Below are 13,963 nucleotides of genomic sequence, written 5' to 3' on the forward strand. Positions count from 1 at the left end.
ATTATGCTTTCGTATGCACGGAGGGTCAACCCTCCATCGACTTTGAGGGAAAGAAATGGCCATCACCAGCCGGGATGTTGCGCGACTAGCCGGCGTTTCGCAGCCCACGGTCTCCCGGGCTCTTCGTGACGACCCTCGTGTCTCCGAGGCGACGAAGGCCAAGGTACGGGCTGCAGCCGAACAGCTGGGCTATGTACCCAGCGAAGCGGGCCGAGCCCTCTCCTCCGGCCGTACCCGTCGCATCGGCCTTCTCATCACCGATATCGAGAATCAGTTCTACACTCACATCATTGCGCCGGTTCACCTCCAGCTGGAACGGCTCGGCTATCAGCTCATGCTTCACACGGAGACGGCAGATAACGACACGATCGTCGAGCGGCTGATCGCAAACGGCCTCGACGGGGTGATCCTCGCAACGACGACCGTGGATTCCGTCGTACCGCTGCGCCTGCGCGACCATGGTCTGCCGTTTGTCTATTTCAACCGGACGACATCCTTCGTCGACGCCGACGCGACCGTAGTGGAGCCAACGGCCGGGTTCGAAGCGGCCGCCTCTCGGGCTGTCGCTCTCGGGCACACTCGAATCGGTGCTGTACTCGGCCCGAGCAACACGAGCACGGCGCAGTCCCGTGAGGTGGCCCTTCGCGCGGCCCTGGCGACAAACGGCCTCAGTCTCAGTCCGGATGACATCAGGCGCGGGCCATTCGATACACGCACGGGAGACGAGGCGACAACCTCGCTGCTCAGCCAGCCGTCGCCCCCCACTCTCCTCTTCTGCGCCAACGACGTCGTGGCCTACGGGGCACTGAACGCTGCGAGCCGACGGGGCGTTTCGGTTCCCGGTGACCTGTCAATCGTCGGCTTCGATGATCTGCCAGCGGCCTCCTGGCCGATCATCGAGCTCTCGACAATCGCCTACGATCTCACCGCAATGGCTGGCGAGGCAGCTCGGCTGATCACCCGCCGCATCGAACAGCCCGATGCCTCCGTGCTCCATGTCGAATATGAGACGTCCTTTGTCGAACGTCGAACGCTCTCGTCGGCCCCACTCTCGGACTGATCTCCGGTTGCCGAGCTGGTCTCCTTGCATTCACTCGTGCATACGTATACGCTGCCAAATATCCACGGCCCGTGACGCATCAGTGCAACGGGCCACGACAAAGAAGGAGCGCAAGCGTGCCTCTCGATCCGGTCGCTTATCAACCGTATGCCGACCCCGACGATTTCATCCGCGAGGTCACAGACCTCATCTGGGTTGATCGCTCGATCAGCTTCATCCGTGAAAACTACGAACCCGACTCCATCGTGCATGGGGGCTATGGAACGATCGATAATCGCGCAGAGGTCATTTACGGCACTCTGATGCGCATCTCGGCCACGCCCGACCGAACAGGCCAAGCCGAAGATGTGATCTGGGAAGCCCGGGGCGACGATGCCTTTCTCAGCTCACATCTCGTTCTCTCCGGCCACCTGCAAGCTCCTGAAGTCAGCCGCACCATCGCGAACTGCCTCTATCGTCGAGGGCGCATGGTCGAGGAGTGGGTCGTGCGTGACACACTGGCCGGCGCCCTGGAACGGGGGGACGACCTCGACGCGCTCGCCCGCGCTCAGGCGTTCCGGGGTTACGCGGGATCCTGGCTGGAACCGGCCCCCATCGACCCGATCGTCTGTGGCGATTCCGGCCCTCGACCGGATGATTTCCGTTCCGAAGTGCAATCGGTACTCGAAATGATCCAGACTGTCTGGAACGAACGCGACCTTCAGAGGGTCGAGTCGTTCTTCAACCGCGACCTGGTGCTGCAGACCGTCGGCAACCGAACGATCATCCGCCCCGAAGGATACCGGCGCGCACTGCTTCGCTTCCTCGAGGCATTCCCGGCGGGAGAGTTCGAAGTCCGCGACATACAGACGAACTACGACGTGCGCTACGCCGGTCTCCGGGTCGCCGTCACCTGGAAGTTCGTCGGTGCCTACAACGGTCAGCCGAACTACGGGCCGACCACCAACAAATCCGTCGACGTTCTGGGCATGTCGCAGTTCACCTTCCACAAAGGCGCCCTCGCTAAAGAGGTGCGCCTCTGGGATGACATCGCACTAAGGGCCCAGATCGCTGGAATGCGCGGCGACGAGCCTACCGGGCCCACCAACATCTACTGACAGTCTCAGCACGGAAAGAAGCAAACTCATGAGCATCGACGTCATCATCGATCACGCAGAAGTGGAACGACGCACCATCCGCAAGAGCGACTGGGTTGCCTGCAACTCAGCGTTCATCGACTGCCGCACACCGGGGTCGGACCGAAAGGAGAATTACGCCTTCATCGGGGCCGGCGTCTCCCAGAACGCAAGTCAGGTCGTCAACCTGACCGAGAACCACGGCTTCAACACCGGCGCGGCCGGAATGCCCAACGGAATCTCCAACAATCTCCACCTCCACTTCACCGCCGAGGTCTTCATCAATCTGGGGGGCACGTTCCGTCTGCGCTGGGGTGTAGACGGCAAGCAGGGCGAGTATGTCAGCACTGACGGCGACATCGTCTCGATCCCCACCTGGATCTTTCGCGGTTTCACCAACGAGGGACCTGATGAGGCGATCCTCTATACCGTGCTCGGTCGCGATGCTCCCGGCGGCATCATCTGGGGCCCGTCTGTGCTCAAGGAGGCGGAGTCATATGGCCTGCACCTCACCGCCGACAACCGGCTGATCGATACCGTCGCCGGCGATGTCGTGCCTGAGAACGTTCCGCTGATCACGCCGATGCAGCAGCGTTACATCGACGAGCTGTCCACCTATTCAGTGGACGAACTGCGCACGCGCGTCGTGCAGCCGGGCGATCGCGTCTACAGCCGCAACGCCCTGCTGTGCGCGGCGCTTCCCGGCGGCGGTGCTGAACTCAGCCTGGCGATCGGCTACGGTATGACGCAAGACCGTCGCCAGGTGCCGCGCATTCACGAACCACACTCTTTCAACGTCGCTTGGATTCGCGCCGCCGCGGGCGAAGGGCTCCTGCGACACCGCCATGACAAGACCCAGGCGCTGCTCGTGAAATCGGGCCGGTGGGAGATCACGTTGAATGGCGACCCGACAACGACCGTGGAGCTCGGGTCGTCGGACTCGTTCTCGGTACCGGAAGGCAGCTGGCGCGAGTTCCGCTGCGTCGAAGGTGGCGATTCGGGCTTCGGCGAACTGCTCGTCATCAACGGCGGCGACGACCGCGTCTACCTGGACTGGGCACCGGAGGTCGTCGAGGCCGCCCGGCGCGCAGACTGGATGATCGATCCGAATGGATATCTCGCTCCGGTTGGAGTGATGGTGACCGCGACGGAAGACGACTGAGTCGAGAGGCTCTCACGCCTATTATGGTTTGGTCCCTCCGCGTTGCCGCGACCTCGCCCCAGATACGTCTGGGCGAGGTCGCGAGCAACGCTGAGAGTATCCGGGTCGCGTTGAAGGATGCCGTCGCCGCCGGCGCAGAACTCATCGTGCTCCCCGAACTTGCTACAAGCGGATACGTCTTCACCGATCGCGATGAGGCTGCCGAGGCCTCCATCACTCGAGACGATCCCCTCTGGTCCGAGCTCGCCGCGGTTCTGGCGCCGGGTGTCACTGCGGTCGTGGGCTATGCCGAACGCGCCGAACACCACCTCTACAACTCCGCCGCGGTGTTCACCAGCGATCAATGGATCGGTGACTACCGCAAATCGCACCTGTGGGGTGCGGAGGCCGGGCTTTTCGAGAAGGGAAGCATTGCCGGGGCGCTCTTCGAGGTGCCCTTCGGTCGGTTGGGTGTTGCGATCTGCTACGACAATGAATTTCCGGAGGTGCCTCGCAGGCTCGCGTTGGGCGGGGCCGACGTGCTGGCGCTTCCGGTGAACTGGCCGCGAGTGCCGCGGCCGAACGGTGAGCGGCCTCCGGAGATCATCCAGGCGATGGCTGCCGCGCGTTCCTCGCGGCTCGCCACGGTCATCGCAGACAGGGTCGGTACGGAGCGCGGCGTGGAGTGGACTGAGGGAACTGCGGTCATTGACAGCGGAGGCTGGGTGTCCGCCGTACCCGACGCATCCGGCTGCGCTGTGCAGACGCTCGTTCTTGGTGTTCGAGGCGACAAGTCCCTCCCTCCTCATAACGATCTCTTTGGAGACCGTCGACCTCACTTGTACTGAGATGTTGGAGCCGAGCGGTCAGCCTGCTTGAGAGCGCCCCACATGTTCGCCCACCGCAGTAAGCAACGTCGATTCGGCGAGCTCGGCAAGACGCTGGGTCGCGGGGGAGAGGTAGGCCCCCTCGCGCTGGGCCAGAGCGATGGTGTCGAAAAGCGGATCTGTGAACGGCGTCACCAGGATGCCTGGCGGGAATGTCGACGACTCGGCGATCGTTCGCGACACGATGGTATCCGCCGCACCCGCTGCGACCAGGCTCAAGGCGGTCTCGACGTGCTCGACCTCGATGGCGGGATCGATCGTGATGCCCTGAAGTCGGGCACGCTCGAGCAGCTGCCGACGAGTGGGATCCCTCCACCCCGCGTACGCGTCGTAGAGAACGAGCTTGGCTCGGGCCAGCTCCGCTATGTGCACGGGGCCATCGTTCGGTGAGCGCAGTGTTGAGGCGTAGAGCACCTCGTCGCGAAACAGGGGAGTGATGCGCAGGCCTGCCTCGTCGACCGGCAGCACGATCAAGCCCGCCTCGATCTCGTTTGCCGCAATCGACTCGGCTACGAGCGCCGAGTTGAGACCGACGAGTCGCACCTTCACGTTCGGGTACAGGAGGTGGAACCGCTGCACCAGGTCGGCCAGATCGTAGTAGGCGGCGTTGCGCAACACTCCGAAGGTGCAAATGCCGCCTTCAAGGGAATTGATGGCAGCGATGGTCTCCACGCCGTTCGATATAGCGCTGAGGGCCAGCTCGGCGTGCGACTGCAGGGCAATCGCCGCATCGGTGGGGGTGAGTCGGCGTGCACCTCGGGTGAAAAGTCGAACTCCCAGCTCTCGCTCGAGGCGGGCTATGAGCTCCGATACCGACGCTTGAGTCGAGTCGAGTTCGAGGGCAGCGGCGGTGAACGAGCCACACCGAATGGCGGCAAGAAAGGCAGTGAGCTGCGCGATCGTCATAACCAATGGTAAACCCGATGGCAAACATCGGATCCACCAGGCTTGTGCTGTAGCAGCAACGAAGCTTAGCTATTGGTCATGCGATACAGCCCCGCCCTCCTGCAGAGCCTCGAAGGCTCCTTTCATCACCTGAAGACTCCCCTCATCGACGCACCTGCCGCGCAGCGCGACCCCGCTGTCATCGCCACCGTCTCGTCGATGTTGGCCGACATCCAGAACCGCGGCATCGACGCGATCCTCGACTATGCTCGCAAGCTCGACAACTATCACGGCACTGACATCGAGCTCACCGCCGCGCACATCGCGACGAGCGGAGACCGGCTGCCTGCAGACCTCCGCGAGGCCATTGAGCTCGGATCCACGCGCACACAGGCCTTCGCGGCTGCACAACGATCTCATCTCTCCGATTTCGAGACCGAGCTCGTGCCGGGCCTTGTCACCGGCGCCCGCTACGTACCCGTCGCCCGAGTCGGCGCCTACCTTCCCGCCGGCCGCTTCCCCCTGACGGCCAGTGCCTTCATGACCGTCGGAGTCGCCAAGGCGGCTGGCGTGCCCACCGTGATCGCCTGTACGCCACCGCAACCGAACGGGGGCGCGAACGACGCTGTGGTGTACGCAGCGTACCTGTCGGGCGTCGACCGGGTGTTCGTGCTCGGCGGCGTCCAGGCGCTGGCGGCCATGGCCTACGGTCTGCTCGGGGAACTGCCCGTCGACATGCTGGTGGGGGCAGGCAACGCCTTCGTCGCGGAGGCGAAACGTCAGCTCTTCGGGTCTGTTGCGATCGATCTGCTGGCGGGCCCCTCCGAGGTCGCCGTCATCTCGGACGAGACGGCCGATCCCGAGATTGTTGCTGCTGACCTTCTGGGTCAGGCTGAGCATGGCCCGAATTCGCCAGCTGCCCTGGTCACCACCTCTGACAGTCACGGCCGGGCCGTGATCGACGCCGTCGACCGCCAGCTCGCCACGCTCGCCACGGAGCCGATAGCCGGCCCGGCGTGGCGCGACTACGGGGTTGTCACCGTGGCAGACAACCGCGAAACTGCGGTCGCCCTGATGGATGATCTCGCCCCGGAACACCTCGAAGTCCTGACCGCTGAAGACGACTGGTACCACGATGCCCTCCGCAACTACGGGTCGCTCTTTCTGGGTCACTGGAGCACCGTCGCATATTCTGACAAAGGCATGGCGGGGACGAATCACGTGCTTCCCACCGCTGGCGGCGCCAAGCACAGCGCCGGACTGTCGGTAGGGCGCTTTCTGAAACCTCTCACCTACCAGCGCGTCTCACGGGGGGCCACGCCTGATCTCGCCAACGCGGTACAGATCATCTCGGATTCTGAGGGCATGGCGGCGCACAGTGCCACGGCCACCATGCGTCTTGCCACGTACGGTGCCGAGGCAGCGCATTAGGACGGGGCACTTGGGGTGACCGAGAACAACATGATCATCCGTGAGACGATCGAGCCCGGCGCTCCGTTCCGCCCGAACAGAGATGCCTGGTGGCGTCAGGCGGCGGTCTATCAGGTCTATCCGCGCTCATTCGCCGATTCGAACGGTGACGGCATCGGTGACCTCGCCGGAGTGACCGAAAGGGTGCCCTATCTGAAGGCGCTGGGAATTGACGCCGTGTGGCTGAGCCCGTTCTACCCGTCGGCGCTCATCGATGGCGGGTACGACGTCGACGATCACCGCGCTGTCGACGCCAACCTCGGTACACTCAGCGACTTCGATGACATGGTGGCTGCGCTGCGTTCGAGTGGAATCCGCATCATCATCGACATCGTGCCGAATCACACCTCGAACCGACACAAGTGGTTTCGAGAGGCACTGGATTCGCCCCCGGGCTCCCTCGCGCGCGAGCGATATCTGTTCCGTGACGGTCTCGGCGAGCACGGACGGTTGCCTCCTGCCGACTGGACCTCCATTTTCGGCGGATCCGCGTGGACAGCCGCAGGTGATGGCCAATGGTACTTGCACTACTTCGCAGCGGAACAGCCCGACCTCAATTGGAAGAATCGTGAGGTTCGCGATGACTTCCTGCGCACTCTGAGGTTCTGGGCTGATCGGGGTGTCAATGGCTTTCGAATCGACGTCGCCCACGGCCTCGCGAAGGAACTGCCGTTAGAACTACCCTCTCAGGCCGAACTCGACGTCATGCCGAGGGACGGAACGCACCCCCTGTGGGATCGCGATGAAGTTCACGACATCTATGCAGAATGGCGCACAGTCTTCAACACGTACGACCCGCCGCGTACCGCTGTCGCGGAGGCATGGGTGGATCCATCGCGGCGTGTTCGTTACGCCCGTGCCGAGGGTCTCGGCCAAGCCTTCAACTTCGATCTTCTCGAGGCGGACTTCGAAGCCGAATCGTTCCGACGTATAGTGACATTCAATCTCGATCTTGCCGCCCAATCAGGTTCCTCTACGACCTGGGTGCTGTCGAACCACGACGTGGTGCGACACGCGACCCGTTATGGCCTCCCCCCGCTCGCGGGGCGGCCAGACAAACAGGGTCGCGAATGGCTGCTCAGCGGTGGGGAGGTACCCATTCTCGATTCCGAACTGGGCCTGCGGCGGGCCCTCGCCGCCACATTGTTCGAGCTCGCTCTGCCGGGCTCGTCGTACCTCTTTCAAGGTGAAGAGCTTGGTCTGCACGAAGTCGCCAGCCTGCCACCCGCGAGTCGGCAGGACCCCGTCTTCTATCGGAATCCGGGTGTCGATATCGGTCGCGACGGATGTCGGATACCGATGCCCTGGACTAGGTCAGGCCCGTCCTTCGGATTCAGTAGCCAGGCGGCTCACCTGCCGCAACCGGCGTCGTTCGGTCGGCTTTCGGTCGAAGTGCAGGGGAGTGACGCGGGTTCTACTCTTTCGCTCTACCGAAGTGCGCTTGCGCTACGGCAGCGGTTGCAGTGTGACGAGTCCCTCGAATGGCTGCAGACGAGCGCCGACGCAGTTCTGATGTTCCGGAGACAGAACGGCTGGACATCGGTCACGAACTTCGGTTCGTCGCCTGTGGTTCTGCCGGTGGGGGAGGTGCTCATTTCGAGCGCACCACTCGAACATGGCTTCCTCCCAGGCTCGACCACGGCCTGGCTGATCACGTCACTCTGAGTGAACAATTTGGGGTGGGCCCCGTCGGGCTCGAACCGACGAAGGCCCCTGAATTCGATGGGTCTTTCCAGTGATGGTGCGGAAGTCGCGTCTTAGGTGATCACCTGAGATGTGCATCGTTCATGCACGTTTGCGGGCATTTCGTGGGCGCGCCTATTTACTCCCGCCATCTGGTATGAATGGTTATACTCTAAGTATGAAGACGGCGATATCAGTTCCCAACGGTGACTTCGAGCGTTTCGAGCGTGTGGCCGACAAGCATGGTATGAACCGGTCGGAGTTCTACCGACTTGCTGCGCAACGGCTCGCCGACGAGTTGGAGGGCGCGTCGGAACTCTCTGCGATTGCGAATGCGGTCCTGGCTCGCACGGGGCAACCATCGGGTGACGGCTTGTTCCTGCGTGAGTCGCAGCGTGTGATGCGTGGTGGAACCGAATGGTGACGGCGCGCGGCGATGTCGTCTGGGTCGACTTCAGCACGCCGAGGGGGTCGGAACCGGCGAAAGTTCGGCCGGCGGTCGTGATTCAGGAAGACTGGCTCTTGGCAACGAGCATCGCCTCGGTGCAGGTCGTTCCACTGACCTCGAACATCGGACTTGAGGCGTTTCCCGGCAACGTTCTGCTTCCTGCAGAGGCGTCGGGGCTCGAGAAGGACTCCGTCGCCGTCGTCTCTCAGGTCGGGCCAGTCAGCCGCGAGTTCCTCGATCCCTATCCGGCGGGCCACGTTCCCTCATATTTACTCTCCGAGATCAGTTCAGGAATTCGACTCGTTCTTGGACTGTAGACCGGGCAGCGAAGCAGGGGTCGAAAGGATGTCGGTAGTTCTGGAACGGCCCTTCCCTGTCATCCCCAAGCTCCCACAGCCGTCCTGTCTTAGAAACCCCTAGAAACAGGAGGGAGACAGGCGTGATTGTAAGATGAATTTTTGAGACAAACCGCAACTGCGGATTCTCTGGACATTTCTCCACTGGTCACCGGCGGCGCAATATGCCTCGTTAAGGTTTACCTTTCTGGAACATTCGTCAGGACTGCTCTTGGCCCGAGCTCAATTGCCGGCGAGGAACGCGTAGCGGGCTTGGATGGCATCTTCGGTTTTCGGGAAGAATGTGGCGACACCGAAGTCGACGGCTTCAGCTTGAATCTTTTCAACGACGGGTCTGAAGCTGCGCTCGTACTCAGCAAAGTGGTCTGGATCTCGGATCGGGTTCAGCCGCCGACGTGGCCGCGCGCGAAGACGAACTGCGGGCGTACATCCTCGCCGATTTCACTCCCACGACGAGTGACGGCCAGGCTTGGACGGTGACCGTCGACACCTTGGGAAGCGGCTCGACCGAGGAACTGGGCACGGGCGTCTTCGGCTACATCACCGCCGTGGCGCACCTGGTGCCGCCGTCCGGTGCGGACGCGCGAACATCCGACCTCGGCAATACCGTCGTGGTCGACAAGGAGATCACGCACATCGTGCTGGTCTCTGTTCGGTCGGACTGGGCATCCGAAAGCCTGGGGAGCACGCGCGAGATCGGCACGATCCGCCTCGGCACTTTAACGGGTGTGGTCTCGTCGCTCACCGTGGATCTCGGTGACGGCAGCGCGTTCGCCGGGTTCGCAGGGATGGTGACGCTCGGAATCGACCATATTCGCGAGGGCGTTGACCACCAGCTGTTCCTGCTGACCCTGCTGCTGCCGGCGCCGCTGCTCGCTCTGGGCTCGGGCGACCCTCTGAGTCGCCTCGCCGGTCACCGCCCGGGTGGCCTGCGCTGGTCGGGTGTCGCTCCGCCTCGCCGTGCAGTGCGCCGGATCGCTGCCATCACGCTCTCGTTCACGGTCGGGCACTCGGTCACGCTCGCGCTCGGTGCTCTCGGCTTGCCGGTGCCGCAGCAGGCGGTCGAGGCGCCGATCGCGGTGAGCATCCTGGTCGCGGCGGCGCACGCGGTCCGCCCGATCTTCCCTAGGCGCGAGGCGCTCGTCGCCGGCGTCTTCGGGATGGTGCACGGCATGACGTTCTCGGCGACGCTCACTGAACTCGACCTCTCCGGTGGTCAGCTCGCGCTCAGCCTGCTCGGCTTCAACCTGGGAATCGAGCTGATGCAGCTCACCGTCGTGGCGCTCGTGCTGCCGCCGCTCATCCTGCTCGCCCGCACCCGCGCGTACCCGCCGCTCCGCGTCGCGGCCGCCTCCTTCGCCGGCATCGCCGCAGCGGGCTGGCTGCTCGCCCGGATCGGCCTGCCGAACGCCGTCGCAGATGTCGCGGAAGAGCTCGAGGGGGCCGCACCGTTCGTCGTGGTCGCACTGTCGCTGGCGGCGGTCGCGCTCACGCTCCTGGCCGTGCGACGCCGGAGGGGCGCTTCAGCTACGCGGCCAGGCCGTGCCGTCGAAGAGTTTGCGGGCCGTTCGCACGACGGTGCTCTGCACGACCTCGGCGAGCCTGCCGTCGTCGGCGACCTCCAGGCCCACCTCGAGACTGCCGGTTGGATGCCCGACTCGGTAGCGCCCGCCCCTCGCCGCCGAATCTCCTGAACCGTCCGCCACGAAGATGACGGTGCCCTCGGTGAGGGCGCCAGCGGCCACCGACATCGCGCCGAGCACGCCGATGGCCTCGTGCACGCGATGAGGGATGAAGGTTCGGGTGGACACCAGTTCGCCGTCCCGGCCTTCGGAGACGATGCTCATCTTCGGTACGGTACTCTCCGAGACGTCGCCGAGGCCCATGGCCGGCCCCGCCTCGAGCCGCACTGCCTCGATCCTCTGGCGCAACTGCTCGTCGGCCTCGAGTTCGGCCGGGGTCTCGTCGCCCACGACACCGAGATCGGAGGCCGCCAGCAGCACCACCGGCATCCCGGCATCGACGCAGCTGACCCGCAGGCCGCCGAACACGTCGGTGCGGTTGCCGGTGGGGAAGATCGATGAGCCGTCGCCCGGAAAGCCGAGGGCCACGGGCGCCGCGGGGAACGGGGCGCCCGACATCTCTTCGTCGCCGTCATAGGTGACTCTCCCATCCGGGGTCTGCACCTCGGCCACGACGATGTTCGGTGCGGGGTTCAGGCTCCGGATGCGCACGGTTGTCGTTTCGCCGGCCGCTTCGACGAGACCTCGTTCGAGGGCGAACGGACCCACTCCCGCGAGCAGGTTGCCGCAGGTCTGTGCGTCGCTCACGATCGGTCGGTCGGGAACGACCTGCAGAAAGAGGTACTCCACGTCGGCCTCTTCGTCGTCTTCGGCAGTCGGTGAGACAACGGCGACTTTGCTGGTGAGTGGATGCCCGCCGCCGAGCCCATCGATCTGACGGGCATCCGGTGAACCGAGCAGGCGAAGCAGCAGGTCATCGCGCTCACCCGGATCGGCCGGCAGGTCTTCGGCGAGGAAGTAGACGCCCTTCGACGAGCCGCCACGCAACAGCATGGCGCGCACGCCGTCGGAGCCCGCACTGTTGGATTTCACGCCGTCGGAGCCCGCGCGAGTGGCGGCGGTCACGGCGTCGACTCGCCGGGGAGCCGGTCGACGTACTCGACGCCGAGATCGGCGAGGAGGGTTCGGAGGCCATAGAGGTCGACACCCAGGGTGCCCGCGGCGAGCACGGAGCGCTTCTCCTCTTCGTTGGCCAGGCGGCGCCTGCTCGCCTCGGCGACGGTCGGGGCGGTCGACCGGGGCAGAATGAGTACCCCGTCATCGTCTGCGACGACGACGTCGCCGGGGTTGACGATGGCGCCGTCGACTACGACCGGCACGTTCACCGATCCGGGACTGGCCTTCACGGTGCCCTGTGAGTGCACGGCGCGCGACCAGACCGGAAAGCCCATCTCGCGGAGGGTTGCGATGTCGCGCACCCCGGCATCCATCACGAGGCCGACCACTCCCCGCGCACGGAGCGAGGTCGCCAGGAGGTCCCCGAACATCCCATCGGTCGAAACGGAGGTCGTGGTCACCACCAGAATGTCTCCCGGCTGGCAAATCTCGACCGCCGCATGGATCATCAGGTTGTCACCCGGCTGGCAGGAGACGGTGACCGCTGAGCCCGCCACGGCGCTTCCCGCCTGGCGGGCGACGACGTTCGGGCCGATCAGGCCGACGCGACCGGCTGCTTCGTGTGCGGTCGCGACTCCTGCGCCGGCGAGTTCGGCGATGACCGGGGGGTCGGCGCGGTCGATGGTTCGAACGATATAATTCTTCGCCATGTCAGTTCAGCTCCCCGGTCACCTGGGGGTAGATGCGCTGGTATGCCTCGGCGAAGGTGTGCACGGGCAGACCGAGGTTCGGCCCGCTGTTGCGCTTCGCCTGCACTCCGCGGCGTTTTCCGAGGTCGGTGTAGTAGTCGACGAGGTGACCCTGGGCGCCCAGTGAGTTCATCGCTGCGACCTTGGTCTCCCAGACCTCCGTGATGTCGAGCAGTACGTTCGGCACGAAGCCGCAGACCTCGCTCTGGTGCGGTTCGAAGGAGAACACCGGGGGAGCGCCGATGACCTCGCCCGGCCCGGTCACGCCAGGGGCCTGCGCCAGAACCCTGGCCGCGAGGGCGATCTCCGCTGCCTTAGGGTGGTCCATGTTGTAGGGGTCGGCCGCGGCATGGGTCAGCACGACGTCGGGCTGCACCGACCGGTAGAGATCGATCAGCTGCTGCATGAGTTCGTCGGTCTCGCGGAGGGGATAGTCGTTCGCATCGAAGAACTGCACCTCGGCACCGAGCAGGTCTGCGGCCTTCTGACCCTCTGCGCGGCGGATCTCCTTGATCTCCTCGAGGTTCTTACCGGCACGCCAGGCGCTGGCGGATTCGCCTCGCTCGCCGAAGCTCAAGCAGGCGATGACGGCGCGCTGGCCTCGAGAGTGTGCCAGTGCGATCGCGCCTCCAGCGCGCCAGACGAAGTCGCCCGGATGCGCGGTGACGACCAGAAGAGTGGATGGATTCGACATTGAGCCTCCTATCAGGTGGCACCACTGTGACATATTGTTTGCAGAATTGTCAACAATTATGACGCCGAACCAATGACCAAGAGAATGGCAGCATGAGTGAGCTCTCCGAAGTACACCAGAAGTTGCGCGGTGCGATCCTCCGGGGCGACTTCGCCCCCCGGCAGCGTCTCATTGAGGCCGAACTCACCGAAGACTTCGGCGCGAGCCGGTTCGTCATCCGTACCGCGCTGATCCAACTCGCCTCGGATGGCCTGGTCGAACTGCAACCCAATCGCGGAGCCCGGGTGCGCGAGATCTCGGCGCAAGAGGCGATCGAGATCACGGAGATCCGCAAGTCGGTCGAGGGGCTGGTCGCCGGGCGGGCGGCCCAAAACATCACCGATGAGGAGATCGTGGAACTGCGCCTCCTGGGCGAACAGATGTCGGAAGCGGTGGCGCACGGCGAACTGATGACCTACTCAGATCTGAACGCGATCATGCACGCCCGCGTGCGGGAACTCGGCCACCATGCGACCGCGAACAGAATCATCGAGCAACTCAACGGCCAGATGGTGCGGCACCAGTTCCGTCTGTCGCTGCTGCCGGGCCGGCCGTCGGTCTCGCTCCCGGAGCACCTCGCGATCATCGACGCGGTCTGCGCGCGGGATGCTGCTCGGGCTGAAGTGGTCATGGCGGATCACGTGGGCAGTATCATCCGCACCCTCCGCGCACTCTGACGGTGTAATAAATGGCCCCCCTCTGTGGCGACCCGCCGGTATAATTGGATTGGTAACAATCCCGTCAACGTAATTGACAACCATCGCCGTGAGCCCGTACAGTCCTGCAGATACGAACTC

Annotated in this window: 13 protein-coding genes and 1 pseudogene; 10 read left to right on the top strand and 4 right to left on the bottom strand. The window is 64.3% G+C overall.

The window, feature by feature from the left end; translation table 11 throughout:
- Positions 1 to 55 precede the first annotated feature (55 nt).
- The 4 genes from QN358_RS03020 (at position 56) to QN358_RS03035 (ending at position 4,164) form a co-directional block, all read left to right on the top strand.
- Positions 56 to 1,060, top strand: coding sequence for a LacI family DNA-binding transcriptional regulator (locus QN358_RS03020; RefSeq protein WP_323511542.1), 1,005 nt, complete (start codon positions 56 to 58; stop codon positions 1,058 to 1,060).
- A gap of 116 nt (positions 1,061 to 1,176) precedes the next feature.
- Complete coding sequence (locus tag QN358_RS03025) at positions 1,177 to 2,157, top strand: ester cyclase (protein WP_323511543.1); 981 nt, start codon at positions 1,177 to 1,179, stop codon at positions 2,155 to 2,157.
- A 28-nt stretch (positions 2,158 to 2,185) separates the two neighbouring features.
- Complete coding sequence (locus QN358_RS03030; protein ID WP_323511544.1) at positions 2,186 to 3,337, top strand: hypothetical protein; 1,152 nt, start codon at positions 2,186 to 2,188, stop codon at positions 3,335 to 3,337.
- Between the two features lie 23 nt (positions 3,338 to 3,360).
- Entirely contained in the window at positions 3,361 to 4,164 is an 804-nt protein-coding gene (locus QN358_RS03035; RefSeq protein WP_323511545.1) for a nitrilase-related carbon-nitrogen hydrolase, read from the top strand.
- Between the two features lie 18 nt (positions 4,165 to 4,182).
- On the opposite strand, the gene QN358_RS03040 is transcribed toward QN358_RS03035, so the two are convergent.
- Positions 4,183 to 5,109, bottom strand: coding sequence for a LysR family transcriptional regulator (locus QN358_RS03040; protein ID WP_136641804.1), 927 nt, complete (start codon positions 5,107 to 5,109; stop codon positions 4,183 to 4,185).
- A 78-nt stretch (positions 5,110 to 5,187) separates the two neighbouring features.
- On the opposite strand from QN358_RS03040, the gene hisD reads away from it, so the two are divergent.
- From hisD to QN358_RS03065, 5 genes and pseudogenes are all read left to right on the top strand, one after another.
- Positions 5,188 to 6,519, top strand: a complete 1,332-nt coding sequence (hisD, locus tag QN358_RS03045; RefSeq protein WP_323511546.1) for a histidinol dehydrogenase — start codon at positions 5,188 to 5,190, stop codon at positions 6,517 to 6,519.
- 30 nt (positions 6,520 to 6,549) lie between these two features.
- Positions 6,550 to 8,223, top strand: a complete 1,674-nt coding sequence (locus tag QN358_RS03050) for a glycoside hydrolase family 13 protein (protein WP_323511587.1) — start codon at positions 6,550 to 6,552, stop codon at positions 8,221 to 8,223.
- A gap of 196 nt (positions 8,224 to 8,419) precedes the next feature.
- Positions 8,420 to 8,665, top strand: coding sequence for a CopG family transcriptional regulator (locus QN358_RS03055; protein ID WP_323511547.1), 246 nt, complete (start codon positions 8,420 to 8,422; stop codon positions 8,663 to 8,665).
- Positions 8,659 to 9,006, top strand: a complete 348-nt coding sequence (locus QN358_RS03060; protein WP_323511548.1) for a type II toxin-antitoxin system PemK/MazF family toxin — start codon at positions 8,659 to 8,661, stop codon at positions 9,004 to 9,006. Before QN358_RS03055 ends, QN358_RS03060 begins: the two co-directional genes overlap by 7 nt.
- A gap of 827 nt (positions 9,007 to 9,833) precedes the next feature.
- A pseudogene (locus QN358_RS03065) lies at positions 9,834 to 10,349 on the top strand (HupE/UreJ family protein); the annotation flags it as partial.
- A gap of 219 nt (positions 10,350 to 10,568) precedes the next feature.
- On the opposite strand, the gene QN358_RS03070 reads toward QN358_RS03065, so the two are convergent.
- Genes QN358_RS03070 through QN358_RS03080 form a run of 3 tightly spaced genes read right to left on the bottom strand, consistent with a single transcriptional unit; the run spans position 10,569 to position 13,127 of the window.
- On the bottom strand, positions 10,569 to 11,693 hold the full coding sequence (locus tag QN358_RS03070) for a PrpF domain-containing protein (RefSeq protein WP_323511549.1): 1,125 nt from the start codon (positions 11,691 to 11,693) through the stop codon (positions 10,569 to 10,571).
- The gene (locus QN358_RS03075) at positions 11,690 to 12,394 is read right to left on the bottom strand and encodes a 4-carboxy-4-hydroxy-2-oxoadipate aldolase/oxaloacetate decarboxylase (protein WP_323511550.1); all 705 of its coding nucleotides are present in this window, start codon (positions 12,392 to 12,394) and stop codon (positions 11,690 to 11,692) included. Before QN358_RS03075 ends, QN358_RS03070 begins: the two co-directional genes overlap by 4 nt.
- A 1-nt stretch (position 12,395) precedes the next feature.
- Positions 12,396 to 13,127 carry a PIG-L deacetylase family protein gene (locus tag QN358_RS03080; protein ID WP_323511551.1) on the bottom strand — a complete coding sequence of 244 codons (732 nt, stop codon included), beginning with the start codon at positions 13,125 to 13,127 and terminating at the stop codon, positions 12,396 to 12,398.
- A gap of 92 nt (positions 13,128 to 13,219) precedes the next feature.
- Here QN358_RS03080 and QN358_RS03085 point away from each other — a divergent pair, with 92 nt between their 5' ends.
- On the top strand, positions 13,220 to 13,843 hold the full coding sequence (locus tag QN358_RS03085) for a GntR family transcriptional regulator (RefSeq protein WP_323511552.1): 624 nt from the start codon (positions 13,220 to 13,222) through the stop codon (positions 13,841 to 13,843).
- The last annotated feature ends 120 nt before the right edge of the window (positions 13,844 to 13,963 follow it).

The organism is Subtercola sp. RTI3 (genome assembly GCF_035018625.1).
GTDB classification, from domain to species: Bacteria; Actinomycetota; Actinomycetes; order Actinomycetales; family Microbacteriaceae; genus Subtercola; species Subtercola vilae.

What these genes read in the sequence shown, in the direction of transcription:
- QN358_RS03020 (WP_323511542.1), top strand. Translation starts at nt 56, where the DNA reads ATGGCCATCACCAGCCGGGATGTTGCGCGACTAGCCGGCGTTTCGCAG.
- QN358_RS03040 (WP_136641804.1), bottom strand. Translation starts at nt 5,109, where the DNA reads ATGACGATCGCGCAGCTCACTGCCTTTCTTGCCGCCATTCGGTGTGGC.
- QN358_RS03080 (WP_323511551.1), bottom strand. Translation starts at nt 13,127, where the DNA reads ATGTCGAATCCATCCACTCTTCTGGTCGTCACCGCGCATCCGGGCGAC.
- QN358_RS03075 (WP_323511550.1), bottom strand. Translation starts at nt 12,394, where the DNA reads ATGGCGAAGAATTATATCGTTCGAACCATCGACCGCGCCGACCCCCCG.
- QN358_RS03035 (WP_323511545.1), top strand. Translation starts at nt 3,361, where the DNA reads ATGGTTTGGTCCCTCCGCGTTGCCGCGACCTCGCCCCAGATACGTCTG.
- QN358_RS03050 (WP_323511587.1), top strand. Translation starts at nt 6,550, where the DNA reads ATGATCATCCGTGAGACGATCGAGCCCGGCGCTCCGTTCCGCCCGAAC.
- QN358_RS03055 (WP_323511547.1), top strand. Translation starts at nt 8,420, where the DNA reads ATGAAGACGGCGATATCAGTTCCCAACGGTGACTTCGAGCGTTTCGAG.
- QN358_RS03060 (WP_323511548.1), top strand. Translation starts at nt 8,659, where the DNA reads ATGGTGACGGCGCGCGGCGATGTCGTCTGGGTCGACTTCAGCACGCCG.
- hisD (WP_323511546.1), top strand. Translation starts at nt 5,188, where the DNA reads ATGCGATACAGCCCCGCCCTCCTGCAGAGCCTCGAAGGCTCCTTTCAT.
- QN358_RS03030 (WP_323511544.1), top strand. Translation starts at nt 2,186, where the DNA reads ATGAGCATCGACGTCATCATCGATCACGCAGAAGTGGAACGACGCACC.
- QN358_RS03085 (WP_323511552.1), top strand. Translation starts at nt 13,220, where the DNA reads ATGAGTGAGCTCTCCGAAGTACACCAGAAGTTGCGCGGTGCGATCCTC.